The organism is Agrobacterium sp. CFBP 3001, assembly GCF_027871605.1.
Taxonomy (GTDB): domain Bacteria; phylum Pseudomonadota; class Alphaproteobacteria; order Rhizobiales; family Rhizobiaceae; genus Agrobacterium; species Agrobacterium leguminum.
On sequence record NZ_JAQAHD010000013.1, the window covers coordinates 128,497 to 145,607 of the forward strand.

The window sequence follows — 17,111 nt, forward strand, 5'->3', positions numbered from 1 at the left end:
AGCGATAGGGGCGATATTTCAAGGCCTTGGCCATTTCTCGCGCAGTTTTCCACAGCCCTTCCAGCCTCCATAAAAAAACTCGTCACGAAGCGAGAAAAATCAATTTTTCCGCTTGCGGACCAACCGGAGCCTGACTATAAGGGCGCCACACCACAAGCGCACGCGCCCTTCGTCTATCGGTTAGGACGTCAGATTTTCATTCTGAAAAGAGGGGTTCGACTCCCCTAGGGCGTGCCACTTGCTTCTCCTTAAAAATCAGCTGCCTGCACGAAAATCTTCACGCATCGCGTAAAGAAGTCTCGTTGTGTCTCATCCGCTCGCCTGGGCTGGTGTCCGGTGAAATTCCAAGATAGCTGGAAGGCCCTGTCATTGCGCAAAGTCAGGGCGCGAAAGCCGCGTCCAGGACGCGCAGTTGAACGCGCCTCTGGCCCTGCCAGAGATCGGCGCCCACGGTGCCGGCGACGTGAATGTTCCGGCCACGCGCATTCAGCAGCATCTGCCCCAGAGGCGCTTCTGCGGCGCGGAACGCGATACCGTCCAGTCGCGAGCCGTCCATGGCCTCCAGCGTTATCTTGACGTGAGCTGTACCCACAAGCCGCACATCGCGCAGACGATGCGCCGGCACGGCAAAGATGGGCTGCGAATGACCGGAGCCATATGGACCGGCCTGCTCCAGCTGGTCGACAAGCTGCAATGTCGCGCCCGACGCGCCGATAGCGCCGTCGATCTTCAGCACGCTGCTTTCCACCAGCTCGTTCACGGTCTTTGCCGCCGCTTCCTCGAAGAAAGTCCTGAGCTTGCCGAGATTGGCGCGCTCCACCGTCAGGCCGGCCGCCATGGCGTGACCGCCACCCTTGACCAGCAAGCCGGCCTCCACGGCAGCGCGCACCATGCGCCCCATATCGAAGCCGTTGATCGAACGGCCGGAACCGGTGCCCTTGCCGGAGGGATCGAAGGCAATGGCGAAGGCGGGACGACGGAAGCGATCCTTCAGACGCGAGGCAAGCAGACCGACAATGCCGGGATGCCAGTTTTCACGCGCAGTCACGATGACGCCCGCACCCGAGCCGTCGCCATATTCGAACAGCGCCTCCGCTTCGGCTTCCGCCAGCATGGCCGCTTCCATGGCCTGTCGCTCGCGGTTCAGCTCATCCAGCCTCTCGGCAATGACTTCGGCCTGCGAAGCATCGTCGATGGTCAGGAGACGGCTGCCGAGCGCAGCGTCGCCGATGCGGCCGCCGGCATTGATGCGCGGCCCGATCAGGAAACCGAAATGATAGGGCGTCACCGGCCCGCCCAGCCCCGCCTTCTTAAACAAGGCGGCAAGCCCGGCATTGTTCATATGGCGCGCGGCAATCAGCCCCTTTACCACATAGGCGCGGTTGAGCCCTTTCAGCGGCACCACATCGCACACGGTGGCAAGCGCGACGATATCGAGAAGCGACAGCAGATCGAGCGTGAAGGCCTGCCTGTGCCGCTTCTCTTTCAACAGCCGCAGGGTGGCCACCAGCACGAGGAATACCACGCCGGCGGCACAGAGATGCCCCTGCCCCGAAAGATCGTCCTCGCGGTTGGGATTGACCAGCGCCACGGCCGGCGGCAGCTCCGTGCCGACCTGATGGTGGTCGATCACCACCACATCCGTTCCCGCATCTTTGGCAGCCTTCAGCGATTCATGGCTGGTGGAGCCGCAATCGACCGTCACGATCAGCGTCGCACCATTGGCGGCAAGCTGCTGCATCGCCGCCGGGTTCGGCCCATAGCCCTCGAAAATGCGGTCGGGAATATAGATTTCCGGTGTCAGACCGAAATGCGCGAGAAACCGGTACATCAAAGCGGAGGAAGCAGCGCCGTCGACGTCGTAGTCGCCAAAGATTGCCACCTTCTCCCCTGTCTCGATGGCCCGCACCAACCGCTCGGCGGCCTTTTCGCAATCGGTCAGCACATGCGGATCGGGCATCAGGGAACGAATGGTCGGATCGAGGAACGCCAGGGCGTCATCCACACCCACACCGCGCCCGGCAAGCACCCGTGCGATCAATTCGGGGATGGCGTGAATCTGGGACATGGCCAGCGCGCGGTTCTGCCCGGCCTGATCCAGCCGCGACACCCAGCGCTGTTCTGTCGCCGACCGCTCCACGCTTAGAAACGCGCGGGCCACGGTATCGGCCGGCTCCATCATTGCCATCCTGTCCATTCATCCTGTCATGCGCCCAATCGCGCTTTAAAACGGGCTAAATGGCGATGGCGCGTTTTTCAAGCAAAAACGCGCTTATGAGGATTCACACCGAAAAAATCGAGAAAAACGGGCTGACGATCGAGACAGCGCCAACAAGCAGCAGCAGTGAGAACACGGCAAGCGAACACCAGTTGCGCTCATGCTTCCCCATATCGAATTCCATGCTGCGAATATTGTCATTGGCATTGTGAGGCCGCGCCCGGTGATGGGCGGCCGCAAAGCCTGCGCGCTTATTGTCCTTGAACAGGATGATCGATGTCACGGCCACGCCTCCCTCGCTTGGTGAACAGGATTAACCATAGTGCCGAATCGCCTTGTTTTCCAGCGCTTCCGACGCCGTCCCCCCAAATTTTATGGGCGCGAGACTACCGACACGATGCGGGCAGCCATAGAACGAAAAACCGCGCCTCCATCCGGAAGCGCGGCCCTCGATAACATCAAGATCACGAAGCGTCTCAGGTCCGCTCGATACGGATGACCTGCGGCTCGCTGACGAGATATTTCTCGTTCTTGATCGCCTTCACGGCCTTGCGGATCGCATCTTCCATCGTCGCATGGGTAACGAGAATGATGGTCTGCGGCGCGCCTTCCACATGCACGCGCTGGCGCTGCACGATGGATTCCAGCGAGATGTTGTTATCCGCCATGCGGGTGGCGATGGAGGCAAAGACGCCGGCCTGATCCTTCACCGTCAGGCGAATGAAATAACCGCCCTCATGGCTCTTCATCTTGGCGCGGCGGTATTCCGTCAGCGATTTCGCCGGACGGCCGAGAACCGGCACCTGCTGGGCGCCCGGACGGCTCTTGGCGATATCGGCAATGTCGCCCAGTACGGCGGACGCCGTGGCGTTGCCGCCCGCACCCGGACCAACCATCAGCAATTCGCCGAGAATGTCGGATTCGATCGCCACCGCGTTGGTGACGCCATCCACCTGGGCGATAACGGAATCGAGCGGCACCATGGTCGGATGCACGCGCTGCTCGATGCCGGATTCGGTCACCTGCGCCACGCCGAGAAGCTTGATGCGATAACCGAGTTCGGCGGCCGCCTGAATGTCCTCGCTGGAGATATTGGTGATGCCTTCCAGATAGATGTCATCGGCCGAAATCTTGTTGCCAAAGGCAAGCGTCGTCAGGATTGCCAGCTTGTGGGCCGTATCGTTGCCCTCAATATCGAAGGCCGGATCGGCCTCCGCGTAACCGAGCCGCTGCGCTTCCTTCAGACAGGCCTCGAAGGACAGCCCTTCCTTCTCCATCTTGGTCAGGATGTAGTTGCAGGTGCCGTTCATGATGCCGTAGATGCGCGACACATGGTTACCGGTCAAGGATTCGCGCAGCGCCTTGATGACGGGGATACCGCCGGCCACCGCCGCTTCGAAATTAAGAAGCGCGCCCTTGTCTTCGGCAATGGTCGCCAATTCGACGCCATGTTTGGCCAGCAGCGCCTTGTTGGCTGTCACCACATGGAGACCGCGTGCGAGTGCGGCGCGCACCGCATTTTCCGCCTGACCGGAAGCACCGCCGACCAGTTCGACGAAGACGTCGATCTCGGCTTCGCTCGCCAGCTGCTCGGGCGTGTCGAACCAGGTAATACCCGCAAGATCAATGCCGCGGTCGCGCGAACGGTCGCGCGCGCTCACGGCAATAATCTCAATCGCGCGTCCGCAGGTAATCGCAAGTTCGTTGCTTCTCTGCTGGAGGATGCGCACGAGCGAAGCGCCGACAGTGCCGAGCCCCGCTATGCCGATTCTCAATGAATCTGCCATGGGTATGTTCCTGATTGCTGTTGATGGTGGCGGCCGGGACCCGGCCGCCTTGGGTTGCCCTTATCTGTGGGCGTTGAGCGAAACGACGTTATGCATCGTTTCGTCTGCGCTCGACAGGAAACGCTTCAGATTGCGCGCTGCCTGACGAATTCGATGCTCGTTTTCCACGAGCGCGAGACGGACGTAATCGTCCCCCATCTCGCCAAAGCCGATGCCGGGAGCAACAGCAATATCTGCCTTCTCGACCAGAAGCTTGGAGAATTCCAGGCTGCCGAGATGACGGAATTTTTCCGGGATCTTCGCCCAGGCGAACATCGTCGCCGCTGGCGGCGGAACCTCGAAACCGGCCTTGCCGAACGTATCGACCATCACATCGCGGCGGCGGCGATATACATTGCGCACTTCGGCGATGTCGGAACCGTCACCGTTCAGCGCATGGGTCGCCGCAACCTGGATCGGCGTGAAGGCGCCGTAATCGAGATAGGACTTCACGCGCGTCAGCGCCGCGATCAGCCGCTCGTTGCCGACGGCAAAGCCCATGCGCCAGCCGGGCATGGAGAAGGTCTTCGACATGGAGGTGAACTCCACCGCAACGTCGATTGCGCCGGGAACTTCAAGAACCGATGGCGGCGGATTGTTTTCGTCGAAATAGATTTCCGAATAGGCAAGGTCGGAAAGCACGATGATCTCGTGCTTCTTCGCAAAGGCGATGACGTCCTTGTAGAAATCCAGCGAGGCGACATGCGCCGTCGGGTTCGACGGGTAGTTGACAATCAACGCCAGTGGCTTCGGAATGGAATGGCGCACCGCGCGCTCCAGCGGTCCGAAGAAGCTGTCATCCGGCTCGACATTCATCGAACGGATAACCCCGCCCGCCATCAGGAAGCCGAAGGCATGGATCGGATAGGTGGGGTTCGGGCACAGGATCACGTCACCCGGTGCGGTGATGGCCTGCGCCATATTGGCGAAGCCTTCCTTGGAGCCGAGCGTGGCGACGACCTGCGTGTCGGGGTTCAGCTTCACGCCGAAACGGCGGGCATAATAGGCTGCCTGCGCGCGGCGAAGGCCGGGAATGCCCTTGGACGAGGAATAACGATGGGTGCGCGGGTCCTGAACGACCTCGCAAAGCTTGTCGACGATGGCCTTCGGGGTCGGAAGGTCGGGATTGCCCATGCCGAGATCGATGATATCGGCCCCGGCCGCTCGCGCGCTCGCTTTCAAACGGTTGACCTGTTCGAAGACGTATTGCGGCAGACGCCGGACCTTGTGAAACTCTTCCATCTCTTTCCTCATGGGAATGGACCGGTTCTGCCGGCCCATAACGAAGGTTCGTTTTTTGTTGTTAAACGCCGCCGACACGAACCGACCCGGCAGGCGTTATTCATTGTAGCGCAAAGCACGGGAAAACCTACAAGGCTTTTCTCGGCCCACGCCGCATAGCGGTGATCCGCCCGTCCTTCCGGCACGGCCTTCTCAGCCCCGCCGGCAAGGCGGATCGCGCACTATGATCAGGGAACTTGCATAACGCCAGATTCTTGGAAAATGCAAGGCAAGCCATGCTCAAGAACGGCCATTCCTGCCCTTCAGCCGTGCTCACCCTTCACAATTGCCGCGCGGATGACCGAAAGCACGCGCTCCGGCTTGATATCCGTGCAGATGAGCTGGCTCGGATGCCCGTCCCAGTCGCCCGGCGGAAAGGCGCGGCCATCCGGCCTCTGGATCGTCTGGCCATCGGCAAGCCCGCCGCAGACGACACGCACCGGGCCGCTGCGGGTGGTAAACAGTTCCGGCGCGACGAGATAAACGCAGGCGCAGCTGTCATGCACCACCATGCCGTCACCGGTGCGGGTCTTGTAGAAATCGATATAGAATTGCGACAGGTCCGAAAGCAGCTGCACCGGCTTGCCGCCCGCCTCTGCCATCTCAGCCATGAAGGCGCTCGTCATCACGGTTTTTGTCGTGACATCGAGACCGACGACGACCACGCGCCACGGCGCAGTGAAGACAAGATCGGCCGCTTCCGGATCGCCATGAATATTGGCCTCGGCCGCCGGCGAGACATTGCCGTTGATGTCGAAGGCGCCGCCCATGACGATCACTTCCTTCACCAGAGCGGCGAAGTCAGGTTCTTCGCGCAAAGCCAGCGCCAGATTGGTCATGCGGCCAACAGCGATCAACGTCACTTCGCCTGGATTGGCCTTGACCGTTTCGATGATGAAGCGATGCGCGGGCCGCGGATCGAGCGGCAGATCGATGGTTTCAGGGATATCGATATCGCCGAGGCCGTTTTCGCCGTGGATGAAGGTCGGCCAATGCCCCTCTTTGCGGGCGGGATCGAAGGTCACGCCCGCGCCTTTTGCGACCGGCGCTGTCATCTGCCATTCCCGCTTGAGGAAGAGCGCATTGCGGGTGGTGATATCGATGGGAGCGTTGCCGAAAACCGTGGTGACGCCGATCAGATCGATATCGGGGTGACGGTGCAGGAACAGAAGCGCCATGGCGTCGTCTACACCGGGATCCGTATCGAATATCACTTTATGCATAATGCCCTCATCCGTATGTCTTCAAGCGCCATCCGCTTCTGCCGGCGACGCGCCACGGAAACATAACGATAAGCGGCAACACCGCAATCCCCCCGCAGGCGGCATATCATGCAGAAAAATATTGCGTGGCGGTCTTTTCAGTGAAAGAAGAAGCCCTCTCCCGCCGCTGCCCGGACATCCCCAGTGCAAGACATCGCCCTCAACGTTTTTCTCGTCCTTTTCTGCGTCGCCATCTTTGCCGGCTTTATCGATTCCATTGCCGGTGGCGGCGGCCTCATCACCATTCCGGCGATGCTGATCATGGGCATTGCACCGCTCGATACGCTCGGCACCAACAAGCTGCAATCGCAATTCGGCTCTGCCTCCGCCACCATCGCTTATGCCCGGCGCGGCCATGTCAATCTGAGGGAACAATTGCCCATGGCCGTCATGGCCATGCTTGGCGGCGGGCTTGGCGCGGTCGCCGCCGGCTTCGTGCCTTCGAGCGTGCTGCGCACCATCATGCCGTTCCTGCTGATCGCGATTGCGATCTATTTCGCCTTCAAGCCGCAGCTCAGCGATATCGACAGCCACCGCCGCATCACACCCTTCGTGTTCGGCTTCACCGTCGCGCCGCTGGTGGGCTTCTACGACGGTGTTTTCGGCCCCGGCGCGGGTTCCTTCTACATGCTCGCCTTCGTGGCGCTTGCCGGTTTCGGCATGTTGAAAGCAACCGCCCACACCAAGCTTCTGAACCTCGGCTCGAACTTCGGCGGTTTCGTTGTGTTTGCGATAGGTGGTGCGGTTTTGTGGAAGCTCGGCCTCGCCATGGGCGTCGGCCAGTTCATCGGCGCACAGATCGGCTCCCGCTTCGCCATGAAGAACGGCGCGAAGATCATCCGCCCGCTGCTGGTGATTTCCTGCCTGGCCATGGCGACGAAGCTCCTTGCGGATGCATCTTCCGCATGGTCCATCGCGACGATATGGGAAACGATATTCCCGACGTAAAAGGATGGTCGTCAGAGACGGACGTGTAACGTCACGCCGTGGCGCGGCGTCTCCGATCCTCGATTTCACGGATGACGACCATCGCGCCAACAAGTTTGTAGGCAGATGAATAACACGGCGACATTTCCAACGATTTCACGATCGTGCGGCCGTTCTGGTCTTCCGCGTAGGTATACTTCGACGTATCGCCCTTGAAACAATTGTCGAGCTTGTCCCTGAGGTCGTTCTGGAAACGGTGGACGCCGACCAGCTCCGCAATATGGCAACCCACAAGCCCTTCCGGCGCATTGCGCTGAAACGCGTCAAGAGAATTGGCGAACGAAACGCGGTAGCCGGGCGTAACGATCACGACGGGATCGTCCAGATCGTTCAGCATGTCTTCATCAAGGATCAGGTGGCGATGATGCCACTCCAGCGTGTCCTCGTCCTCGTCACCAACGACTTTGGCCTTCGAAGGCATCCCGACATAACGATCAACGAGTGTCCGCAGAAGCTCGGAGTTGCGCTGCACGCAGCCCAGATCCTCCGCCTCGTGGTTGAGGAGGTCGATGGCAAAACGGAACTGCTCGCGAATATCTTCGGAATTTTCTGTCTTGCGTCCGACGACCCGCTCGAGAAGCTGCTCCAGTTCACGCTCCAGCACTGCGATCTTGTCGGCTTCGTTCTTACCAACGGCAGATTGCAGTTCCGTATAACGCAGCCAGAACAACTCAATCAAATCTTTCAACCCAACTCTCCCTGAACGGGCATAACCCGGTTCCCAATGCGAACGGATTAACCCTTTGCCCCCTGATTATAGCGTCTTTGCGCTTAAAAATGACGTAACGAAACGCAGGAACGCCGCGAGGATTGTTGTCCAAAATATCACAGCAGCCGCCAATTTTTCAATTTCGATAATCCATGAACGAAAAATGAGGTTCTATTAATATGGAAAAAACATCGGAACACATCGTTCTACGGCCGAATTTCGTAAAAATCGCCGAGGATCGGGCCGCACGGCATCACCTTAAATCTGGTGCTTCACGTCCCAGCGGTCGTGATACCACAGCCATTGTCCGGGGTATTCGCGCACCCAGCTTTCCACCTTGTCGTTCAGAAGCTGCGCCGTCGCCTGAATGTCGACATTACCCTTCTCATCGCGCGGAATTTCAACCTTGGGCTCTATTTCCAACCTGTAGCGATTGTCGGGAAGACGAACGCAACGGGCCGGATAGACATCGCAGTTGAACTGCCGCACCAGCTTGGCAAGCAGCGGATTGGTGCGGACTTCAAGGCCGAAGAACTTTGTCGTCAGCCCCTTGCCGAACTTCTGGTCAACGAGCACGCCCACGCCGCCGCCCTTTTCTAGCTGCCGCGCCAGCGCGAAAGAGGAACCGGCGTGCGACGGTACAAGATTGCCCATGCGCTCCTTGCGGAAGTTGAACACCTTGTCGGCCACGAAAGGATTGTTCGGCGGACGGAACAGCACCGTTACATCGAGACCGAAAGCCGAGCCGGCCACCGGCAGCAATTCGAAATTGCCGCTATGGGCGGTAAAAACGATGAAGGGCCGCGGATTGTCGCGCAGCTCGAGGAAGGTCGGAATGCCCTCGACCTCGATGCGGCCCGTTTCGTTCTTTTCCGGATCGAAATCGAACAGCCGGTCGAGAAACACGTATTCCGCCGCAAGCCGGCCCATATTGGCCCAGCTGTCCATGGCGATCTCAAGCCGCTCCTCTTCGGATTTCTCCGGAAAAGCGCGCGCCAGATTATGAAGCATCAGCTTGTGGCGTCCGGTTTTCGGCCCCACCCAGCGCGCCAGCCGGTCGGCGGCGCGAATGCCCGCATCGGCGGGAAAAAGCTTCAGCAGGTTGAGAAGGCCGAAGGCGAATGTCGCAATCAGCCACTGCCGGAAGTGGTCCAGTTTCAGGACAATCCGTGTCAGGAACAGCTTCAAGATGCTCAGTCCATTCGCAGAACGATCTTGCCGAACACCTGGCGCGTCTCCATGCGCTCCAGCGCCCGGTCGATATCGTCGAAGGTCACTTCGGTGTCGATGACGGGATGAACGATGCCCCGCGCCATCTTCTGCATGGCGTTGGCCATGTTTTCCATGCGGCAGCCGAACGAGCCGAGCAGCTTCAGCTGCTGCTGGAACAGCATCATAAGGTTGATATCGGTGGAGACGCCCGACGTCGAACCGCAGGTGACGAGACGGCCGCCGCGCTTCAGCGAGAACATCGAACCCGCCCAGGTGTCCTTGCCGACATGTTCGAACACCACGTCGACACCCTTCTTTTTCGTCAGCTTGCGCACGACACCTTCGAAACGGTCAGTCCGGTAGTTGATGACGTGATCGGCGCCCAGCGCCTTCGCCCGTTCGATCTTGTCATCAGAACCGACAGTGGTGATGACGGTGCAGCCCATCTTCTTGGCAAGCTGGATCGCCGCCGTGCCGATGCCGGAACCGCCGGCATGGATGAGAATGGTTTCACCGGACTCCAGCTTGGCATTGTCGAACAGCATGTGCTCGACGGTGCCGAAGGTCACCGGTGCGAGAGCCGCAGCAACGGCATCGACGCCATGCGGCGCAGGCACCAGCTGGCGGGCGGGAATATTGATCTTTTCCTGCGCGAAACCGTCAAGGTGGAAACCGTGCACACCCTGCACATGTTCGCACAGATTGTCACGGCCTTCGCGACACGGCTTGCACAGCCCGCAGGTGCGCGCACCGTAGATCGACACGAGTTGGCCGGGCAGCACATTCGAAACGCCCGGACCGATGGCTTCGACCACACCCGAAGCCTCGGCACCGATGGTGAGCGGCATCTTGCGTTTGGCGAAAGCCATGCCGCGCCAGCCCCATACGTCGATGTGATTGAGCGCAACCGCCTTGACGCGCAGCGTCACCTCGCCCGGCGCCGGGGCATCCGGTTCGGGCAGGTCCACTTTTTCGAGCTTCCGGTCGTCCACGAGTTGAAGAGCGCGCATATATCAGTCCTTCGCCCGAAGGCGTTAATCTCTAGTGCGATTCCAGCAAAACTCTGTAACCGTTTTGCGGCCGGAATGCGTAATCAAAGAAGCGAGAGCGTTTCCGCAGTTGCCCTGGAAACGCTCCTGTTGATGGCGAAACCGGTTAAGCCGGTTCCCGCGTCATGACAAGGCTTGCATTCTGCCCGCCGAACCCGAAGGAGTTGGACAGAACCGCACTCACCTGAGCATCCCGCTTCACATTCGGCACCACGTCGAGCGTGATGGTCGGATCGGGATTGTTGTAGTTGATCGTCGGCGGCAGCGTGCCGGTCAACATGGTCTGCAGCGAGAACACCGCTTCCACGGCGCCGGCGGCGGTGAGCGTATGGCCGATCATCGACTTGTTGGACGACAGCGGAATATTCTTCAGACCCTCGCCGAAGACGGCGAGCATGGAGCCATATTCCATCTTGTCGTTCTCAGGCGTCGAAGTGCCGTGGGCGTTGATGTAACCGATATCGCTTTCGGCCACGCCCGCATCGGCCAGTGCCGCGCGGATCGTCGCAATCGCCGGGCCGCCATCGGGCGAAGACCGCGTGCGGTGGAAGCTGTCGGCCTTCTCGCCCGCACCCTTGATGATGCCGAGCACCTTCGCGCCACGTGCAACGGCGGTTTCCAGCGATTCCAGCACCAGCGTCGCAGCACCCTCGGCGATCACGAAACCGTCGCGGTCCTTGCTGAACGGCTTGGAGGCCTTTTCCGGCGGGTCGTTCTGGGTGGAAAGCGCGGAGAGAAGCGAGAAGCGAATGAGCGCCTCCGCGCTGACCGAACCGTCGGTGGCGACCGTCAGCGCCCGCTCGGTGCGGCCCTGGCGGATTGCCTCGACGCCGAGCTGGATCGCGGTCGCGCCCGATGCACAGGCCGTAGACAGCGTGACGGGCAGGCCACGGGTACCGAAACGGTCGGAAAGGCGTTCGGAAATCGCACCGAACAGGGCGGCTTCCTGGAACGCCGGGTCGGGACGCTGGCGGAAGGCCGTCAGGAACCGTTCATAGGCGTCACCCGGCTGGGCGGCCGGCGGAGACCGGTCGGCAAGCTCGAAACGGGCGCTCCATTCCGGCTCGATAGGCGGCGCCGCGAGAAATAGCGGGCCGTCGAAATCGCCGGAGATACCGGCCTGCGCCAGTGCCTCGATGGTGGTTTCGCGCGCGAAGGCATAGGAACGCTCGACCGAATTCGGAACCGGGATATCGATGAAATCCACCGTACCGCTGATGCGGGTCGAAAGCCCCTCGGTCGGGAAACGGGTGATCTTGTGGATGCCCGATTTGCCCGATGTCAGCGCCGCCCAGTTATCGGCAAGCCCCTGCCCGAGCGAGGTGATGATGCCCATGCCGGTGACGGCGACGATGGGACGACCGAGATGATCCCTGAAATTGGAAGTCATGGTCTTTCTCCTCAAACGTCGCGGGACAGAACGGCGACACCTTCGCCGCGCACATGGCCGACGGTGGTGACGACGGCTTCGCTGGCCGCCTCGCCCATGGGCTTTTCCTCAGCCGCATCGAAGGTAGGCACCTTCGCGCCGCTTTCAAGCGTCAGCGCGGCAAGCGCCAGCCCGAGCGGAAACTGTGCTTCCAGCCCATGACCGGTGACGCCGCCAAAACCGCGAATGACGGCATTCGGCAGGGCCTTTTCGAGAATGTCCTTCTCGCGGGCCGTCACGCCGTCATAACCGCTCGCGCCGGAAAACACGACGGTCGCCGCGCTGTCCTTGGCGGGGGCAAGCAGCCGCTCCATGCGCTTTTCCATCTTGCCTTCGTCACGGCTGCCGCGGTCGCCCTCGATGGCGTCGATGCGGGCATAAATGCGCGCGCCGCGCTCGCTGGCGTGCTTGCGCGATTCCAGCACCAGGAAGGCTCCGAGCGAACCGGAAACCATGCCGCCGCCTTCCTGACCTTGACGCGACCACAGCGGCTGCCAGCCGCCCTGCGCATGCGCGCCGATGGCCTCAAACAGCAGGATCATGTCGGGACGTTCCGCCGAGAAGGCGCCGCCCACCAGCGCGTGGCTCGATTCGCCGGAGCGGATGCGGTGGAACGCGGTTTCGACGGCGGAAATGCCGGCCGCTTCCTCGCCCATGAAGGTGCGGGAAGACCCGGTAACCTTGTGCACGATGGAAATATTGCCGGCCATCAGGTTGGAAAGCTGGGCAAGAAACAGCGTCGGACGCAGCTCCGTCGTCAGCTTCTCATTGAGCAGCTTTTCGCGGTCATTGCGCTTCAGCGCCTCGTCAACGATCAGCGTGTCGACATTGATGTCGCGCTCACCGCCGCCGGCGGCAACGATCATGTCCATGGTGGCGCAGGCTTCTGCATCTTCCTTCAGCCCGGCATCGTCGAGTGCGAGACCGGCGGCGAAAACGCCGAGACGCTGCCAGTTTTCCATCTGGCGCTGGTCGCCGCGCTTGGCGATCTGCGCGGACCAGTCGATCTCCGGCATGGGATGGACCGGATAAGGCTTGAACTTTTCGGTCTCGACCACCGGCTCCGGCACGGCGGTTCCCGAAAGAAGCGCCACATGCGCCTGGCTGCCGACGCCGTGACAGGTCACGATGCCGACCCCTGTTATCACCACATCATTGTCAGATTTCATCGTCTGTCATCCTTTGCAGCCGGCCCCGTCGAAACGGTCACGGCTATCCAACAGCGGTCGCGAACAACCACTTCATGCGTTGCGGAATAAAGCGCGCGATGCGGATTGGCAATGGTGAAGGCCTGATCCGCCGTCGCGAGCCCACGATTTTCGTGCTCAAAAACCGAGCCGGCGGGAAAAACGCTCTCCTTCGAAACGGACGGAAACGCTTATTTCTGTGCATCCGCGGCAATCGCCGCCATCAGGCCGACTTCCTCGGCCCGCTTCTTGACGATAGGCCCAAGCGGGATTTCGCTGAAGGGCATGGTCCTGAGTTTAAGCTGCGCGTCGCAGACCTTCTTGCCATCCGAGGTGATCTTCGCCTTGGTAACTGCAAAGCCGGAACCGTCATGCTCCAGCACCGCCTCGATGTCGAGAACCGCGCCCGGCTCCACGAAGGTACGCATCTTGGCGCCGTCCACCGACATCAGGAACGGCATGGACGCAAAATCGGAAAACGCCAGAACCATCATGCCGGACGCCTGCGCCATTGTCTCGATCAGAAGCACGCCCGGAACCAGCGGCATGCCGGGAAAGTGGCCTTCGAAAACCGGGCTTTTGTCGGGAACGACAGACTGCGCCTTCAACGTGCGCGTCGTCATGTCCACGGCCTCGACCTTGTCGATCATCTGAAAATATTCAAGCAGCATCCGTCCGGCCCGTCTCTGGTCGGTTAGTCATGGTTTGCCCGCAGGCGGCATCAAAAGAAAATGCCCGCCTGAAGCGGGCACTGTCAGATCAGCCCTTGGCTGCGCGCAATTCGTCGATCTTGGCGCAAAGGTTCTTCAGCACGAAATATTCTTCGGTGGAAACCTTGCCTTCGTTGACTTCCTGCGTCCACTGCTCGAGCGGAATCTTGATGCCGAATTCCTTGTCGATCGCGAAAACGATATCAAGAAAGTCGAGGCTGTCGATGCCCAGATCGTCGATCGTGTGGCTCTCCGGCGTAATGGTTTCGCGGTCGATTTCGCTGGTTTCGGCGATAATGTCGGCAACCTTGTCGAATGTAGCTGTCACGCCCATAATCCTTATTGTCGTTCGTATGAATTATCCTGTCTGACGCACCACATAGGCAAGTCGCACAAAAAAGCCAATGGTTTCGTGACGTAACTTTGAAATTTGCCCCAAAACTGTTGCCTAAACAGCAACCGAATGGCGGCCGCGTCCATTGCCGAGATAGGCGTCGAAGATTGCCGCGATATTACGCACGAAGGGCTTTCCAGCCTCCGTCACCGCAAAAATATCGGCGTCCATCCGCACTACGCCATCCTTGTCGCTTGCGGCGAAATGCTGCGCCTGGGCTCTCACGGAATGGCTCACATTGCCGAAACGGTGCTGCAACTGCGAAAGATCGATAGCGAAATCGCACATCAGCCTTTCGATGACATGCGAGCGCAGATGGTCGTCCTCAGACAACTCTATGCCCTTGACGGCGGCAAGACCGCCCTCGCCCACCATCCGCTGATATTCCCCCGTCGCCACCATGTTCTGCACATAACCCTGCGGCAGCCTGCCGATGGACGATGCACCAAGTCCGATCAGCGCATCGGCCGTATCGGTCGTATAGCCCTGAAAATTCCGCCGCAGGGCGCCCGCTTCGGCGGCCTGGCATAATGTATCGGTCGGCTTGGCGAAATGATCGATGCCGATGGCCTCGTAACCCGCCTGTTTCAGCATCTCCGCCGCCATCGTCATCTGGCGGTAGCGTTCGGCAATATCCGGCAGGGCATGCTCCGGGATCAGCGACTGGTGTTTTTTCATCCACGGAACATGCGCATAACCGAAAAGCGCGATGCGATCGGGGTCGAGCGACACGATCTGGTTCACCGTCTTTTCCAATGTCCCGCAGGTCTGGAAAGGCAACCCATAAAGAATGTCGCAATTGACCGAATGAACGCCCCTCGCCCGCACCGCATCCACCACGGATTTCGTCTGTTCGAAGGACTGAATGCGGTTGATGGTTTTTTGCACTTTGTCATCGAAGTCCTGAACCCCGAGGCTCGCCCGCGACATGCCGATGGCGGCAAGCGCATCGTAGCGGCTGTCATCCAGATCGTTGGGGTCCATCTCGACGCTGATCTCGGGTGCAAGGCCGAAGGTGAAATGACGCCGCAGACAGTCCATCAGGCTCTGCATGTCCTCCGGCTTCAACATGGTGGGCGAGCCGCCGCCGAAATGCACGGCACCCACCACCGCATCCGGCGAAACAAGTGCGCCGACGGCTTCGATCTCCTGCTTAAGTGCTTCAAGATAAACGGCAATCGGCTCGTATTTCAGCGTGTGCTTGGTGTGACAGGCGCAGAACCAGCACAGCCGGTCGCAATAGGGAATATGCAGATAAAGCGACAGGCGATTCCTGTGACCGAGCGCGCCGAGCCAGCGGCGATAGGTGCCATTATCGATTCCCTCGTGGAAATGCGGCGCCGTCGGATAGCTTGTGTAGCGCGGCACTGCACCCGAATATTTGTAAAGAAGTTCGGTATTCATCGCCCGATTTGCCTTTTATCAAGAAAATGTCGATTTCCTCTCTTTCAGTAACGGCTGCGACAGTTTGCAACTTTGACTTCAATCAAATTGCACCGTAAGTTCTTGCTAAAGTAGACGCAGGGGCGACGGCTACGTGGCGAAAGCCTTGCATCAGACCGGATTTAACACCCACGGTCGCAATCGTCCCGAAAAGCCAGCATTGGAAAAGGCTTATGGACACGCTGCAGAAGACCATCCACAATTCGGAAGAACCCGTTGTTTGCCGCTCCTGCGAGGCGCGTCACGGCGGTCTTTGCAGCACGCTGACGCCGCAGCAGCTCTGTGACCTCAATCGCCATTCCAGCCGCAAGAAACTGGAAGCGGGCAACGAGCTTCTTGGCCAGGGCGAACTCGTCACCTCCTACGGCAATATCCTAAACGGCGTGGTGAAGCTGTCGAAAATGATGTCGGATGGCCGCCAGCAGATCGTCGGCCTGCAATTCGCACCGGACTTTCTCGGCCGACCCTTCATGGCGGAAAGCAAGATGACTGCGGAAGCCGCAACCGATGTGGAGATTTGTCTTTTCCCGCGCCGCGTCGTCGACCGGATGGTTTCCGAAGTGCCCGATATGGAACGCAAGCTCCACAACCAGTCCCTGAAGGAACTGGACGAGGCGCGCGACTGGATGCTGACGCTGGGGCGCAAATCGGCGCAGGAAAAGGTTGCCAGCTTCCTTTATATGATCGCCACCCATATCGACCCGGAAAACGACGACAAATCCTGCTTCGACCTGCCGCTTTCACGCGCCGATATCGCCGATTTCCTCGGGCTCACCATCGAAACGGTTAGCCGGCAAATGACCAAGCTGCGCAAGGAAGGCATTATCCGCATCGAGAACAATCGCCACATCACCGTGCCCGATCTCGACGTGCTGAGTGACGCCGCCGGCAACGACTGACGGAATTTGCCTCTCACTGCCCCTGAAGTGCAGATGTCCCGAAATTGATATGCGGCGCCCGCGCCTGAGCGGGTGCGAGCGCAAAACCGGCAAGAACCAGCAAAGCGGCGATGCATTTCATGATATTTCACCCCGTGCCCCGCTTTTTCAGCGGCCTGTTTGTTATGGCTGCATCATAAGCGGCAAACCTCATCCATCCGCTTAACATCTTGGGTAAGCAGATGGTTCAAAGGCAGGGTAAAGAAGGGGTTATGATTGCCGGGCCGACAGGACCTTCAGCCGTGATTGTCGCTGTAGCAAGTTCGGCATCGCCGCTTGTTTCTTCTCCCCGCCGGGGAGAAGGTGGCCCGAAGGGTCGGATGAGGGGGCAAGCGCGGAGATATGTGGAGAGCTAGCCCCCTTGTAACTTGATTTCGCCGCGCTGTGCTATTGTCGCTTGTGCGGTGGCGGATGGAAGACCGATCCCCCCTGGGGACATTGATCCCGTGGATGAGCCCGGGTCTCC

The 17,111-nt window shown here is 60.0% G+C and carries 15 protein-coding genes and 1 tRNA gene; 3 read left to right on the forward strand and 13 right to left on the reverse strand.

Annotated elements, in window-relative coordinates:
- Nucleotides 1-162 precede the first annotated feature (162 nt).
- A tRNA-Glu gene (locus PH605_RS17230) sits at nt 163-237 on the forward strand.
- 142 nt (nt 238-379) lie between these two features.
- Here PH605_RS17230 and recJ read toward each other — a convergent pair.
- The 5 genes from recJ to PH605_RS17255 all read right to left on the reverse strand — a co-directional run bounded on the left by recJ (nt 380) and on the right by PH605_RS17255 (nt 6,548).
- On the reverse strand, nt 380-2,188 hold the full coding sequence (recJ, locus tag PH605_RS17235) for a single-stranded-DNA-specific exonuclease RecJ (protein ID WP_080629749.1): 1,809 nt from the start codon (nt 2,186-2,188) through the stop codon (nt 380-382).
- A 94-nt stretch (nt 2,189-2,282) separates the two neighbouring features.
- Nucleotides 2,283-2,507: a hypothetical protein gene (locus PH605_RS17240; RefSeq protein ID WP_161987935.1), complete on the reverse strand. Its 225-nt coding sequence runs from the start codon at nt 2,505-2,507 to the stop codon at nt 2,283-2,285.
- 187 nt (nt 2,508-2,694) lie between these two features.
- Nucleotides 2,695-4,005: a homoserine dehydrogenase gene (locus tag PH605_RS17245; RefSeq protein ID WP_080856383.1), complete on the reverse strand. Its 1,311-nt coding sequence runs from the start codon at nt 4,003-4,005 to the stop codon at nt 2,695-2,697.
- 60 nt (nt 4,006-4,065) lie between these two features.
- Complete coding sequence (locus tag PH605_RS17250; protein WP_035260789.1) at nt 4,066-5,286, reverse strand: LL-diaminopimelate aminotransferase; 1,221 nt, start codon at nt 5,284-5,286, stop codon at nt 4,066-4,068.
- A 302-nt stretch (nt 5,287-5,588) separates the two neighbouring features.
- Nucleotides 5,589-6,548, reverse strand: coding sequence for a nucleoside hydrolase (locus PH605_RS17255; protein WP_078053022.1), 960 nt, complete (start codon nt 6,546-6,548; stop codon nt 5,589-5,591).
- A gap of 183 nt (nt 6,549-6,731) precedes the next feature.
- Here PH605_RS17255 and PH605_RS17260 point away from each other — a divergent pair, with 183 nt between their 5' ends.
- The gene (locus PH605_RS17260) at nt 6,732-7,535 is read left to right on the forward strand and encodes a TSUP family transporter (RefSeq protein ID WP_125145668.1); all 804 of its coding nucleotides are present in this window, start codon (nt 6,732-6,734) and stop codon (nt 7,533-7,535) included.
- Nucleotides 7,536-7,566: 31 nt separating this feature from the next.
- On the opposite strand, the gene PH605_RS17265 is transcribed toward PH605_RS17260, so the two are convergent.
- The 8 genes from PH605_RS17265 to hemN form a co-directional block, all read right to left on the reverse strand.
- Nucleotides 7,567-8,262, reverse strand: coding sequence for a hypothetical protein (locus PH605_RS17265; RefSeq protein WP_035240634.1), 696 nt, complete (start codon nt 8,260-8,262; stop codon nt 7,567-7,569).
- Nucleotides 8,263-8,541: 279 nt separating this feature from the next.
- On the reverse strand, nt 8,542-9,471 hold the full coding sequence (locus tag PH605_RS17270; RefSeq protein WP_065655008.1) for a lipid A biosynthesis lauroyl acyltransferase: 930 nt from the start codon (nt 9,469-9,471) through the stop codon (nt 8,542-8,544).
- A gap of 5 nt (nt 9,472-9,476) precedes the next feature.
- A complete protein-coding gene (locus PH605_RS17275; RefSeq protein WP_059758710.1) occupies nt 9,477-10,505 on the reverse strand; it encodes a zinc-binding dehydrogenase in 1,029 nt (342 codons plus the stop codon).
- A 145-nt stretch (nt 10,506-10,650) separates the two neighbouring features.
- Nucleotides 10,651-11,934, reverse strand: a complete 1,284-nt coding sequence (locus PH605_RS17280; protein ID WP_142845529.1) for a beta-ketoacyl-ACP synthase — start codon at nt 11,932-11,934, stop codon at nt 10,651-10,653.
- Between the two features lie 11 nt (nt 11,935-11,945).
- Nucleotides 11,946-13,142: a beta-ketoacyl-ACP synthase gene (locus PH605_RS17285; RefSeq protein WP_080856386.1), complete on the reverse strand. Its 1,197-nt coding sequence runs from the start codon at nt 13,140-13,142 to the stop codon at nt 11,946-11,948.
- Between the two features lie 209 nt (nt 13,143-13,351).
- Nucleotides 13,352-13,831, reverse strand: a complete 480-nt coding sequence (locus PH605_RS17290) for a 3-hydroxyacyl-ACP dehydratase FabZ family protein (RefSeq protein ID WP_065655005.1) — start codon at nt 13,829-13,831, stop codon at nt 13,352-13,354.
- An 88-nt stretch (nt 13,832-13,919) separates the two neighbouring features.
- Complete coding sequence (locus tag PH605_RS17295; RefSeq protein ID WP_003495848.1) at nt 13,920-14,204, reverse strand: acyl carrier protein; 285 nt, start codon at nt 14,202-14,204, stop codon at nt 13,920-13,922.
- A 114-nt stretch (nt 14,205-14,318) separates the two neighbouring features.
- Complete coding sequence (gene hemN, locus PH605_RS17300) at nt 14,319-15,668, reverse strand: oxygen-independent coproporphyrinogen III oxidase (protein WP_125145666.1); 1,350 nt, start codon at nt 15,666-15,668, stop codon at nt 14,319-14,321.
- A gap of 212 nt (nt 15,669-15,880) precedes the next feature.
- On the opposite strand from hemN, the gene fnrN reads away from it, so the two are divergent.
- On the forward strand, nt 15,881-16,606 hold the full coding sequence (gene fnrN, locus PH605_RS17305; protein WP_080856388.1) for a transcriptional regulator FnrN: 726 nt from the start codon (nt 15,881-15,883) through the stop codon (nt 16,604-16,606).
- The last annotated feature ends 505 nt before the right edge of the window (nt 16,607-17,111 follow it).

What these genes read in the sequence shown, in the direction of transcription:
- recJ (WP_080629749.1), bottom strand. Translation starts at nt 2,188, where the DNA reads ATGGCAATGATGGAGCCGGCCGATACCGTGGCCCGCGCGTTTCTAAGC.
- PH605_RS17245 (WP_080856383.1), bottom strand. Translation starts at nt 4,005, where the DNA reads ATGGCAGATTCATTGAGAATCGGCATAGCGGGGCTCGGCACTGTCGGC.
- PH605_RS17250 (WP_035260789.1), bottom strand. Translation starts at nt 5,286, where the DNA reads ATGGAAGAGTTTCACAAGGTCCGGCGTCTGCCGCAATACGTCTTCGAA.
- PH605_RS17255 (WP_078053022.1), bottom strand. Translation starts at nt 6,548, where the DNA reads ATGCATAAAGTGATATTCGATACGGATCCCGGTGTAGACGACGCCATG.
- PH605_RS17275 (WP_059758710.1), bottom strand. Translation starts at nt 10,505, where the DNA reads ATGCGCGCTCTTCAACTCGTGGACGACCGGAAGCTCGAAAAAGTGGAC.
- PH605_RS17280 (WP_142845529.1), bottom strand. Translation starts at nt 11,934, where the DNA reads ATGACTTCCAATTTCAGGGATCATCTCGGTCGTCCCATCGTCGCCGTC.
- PH605_RS17285 (WP_080856386.1), bottom strand. Translation starts at nt 13,142, where the DNA reads ATGAAATCTGACAATGATGTGGTGATAACAGGGGTCGGCATCGTGACC.
- PH605_RS17290 (WP_065655005.1), bottom strand. Translation starts at nt 13,831, where the DNA reads ATGCTGCTTGAATATTTTCAGATGATCGACAAGGTCGAGGCCGTGGAC.
- PH605_RS17295 (WP_003495848.1), bottom strand. Translation starts at nt 14,204, where the DNA reads ATGGGCGTGACAGCTACATTCGACAAGGTTGCCGACATTATCGCCGAA.
- hemN (WP_125145666.1), bottom strand. Translation starts at nt 15,668, where the DNA reads ATGAATACCGAACTTCTTTACAAATATTCGGGTGCAGTGCCGCGCTAC.
- fnrN (WP_080856388.1), top strand. Translation starts at nt 15,881, where the DNA reads ATGGACACGCTGCAGAAGACCATCCACAATTCGGAAGAACCCGTTGTT.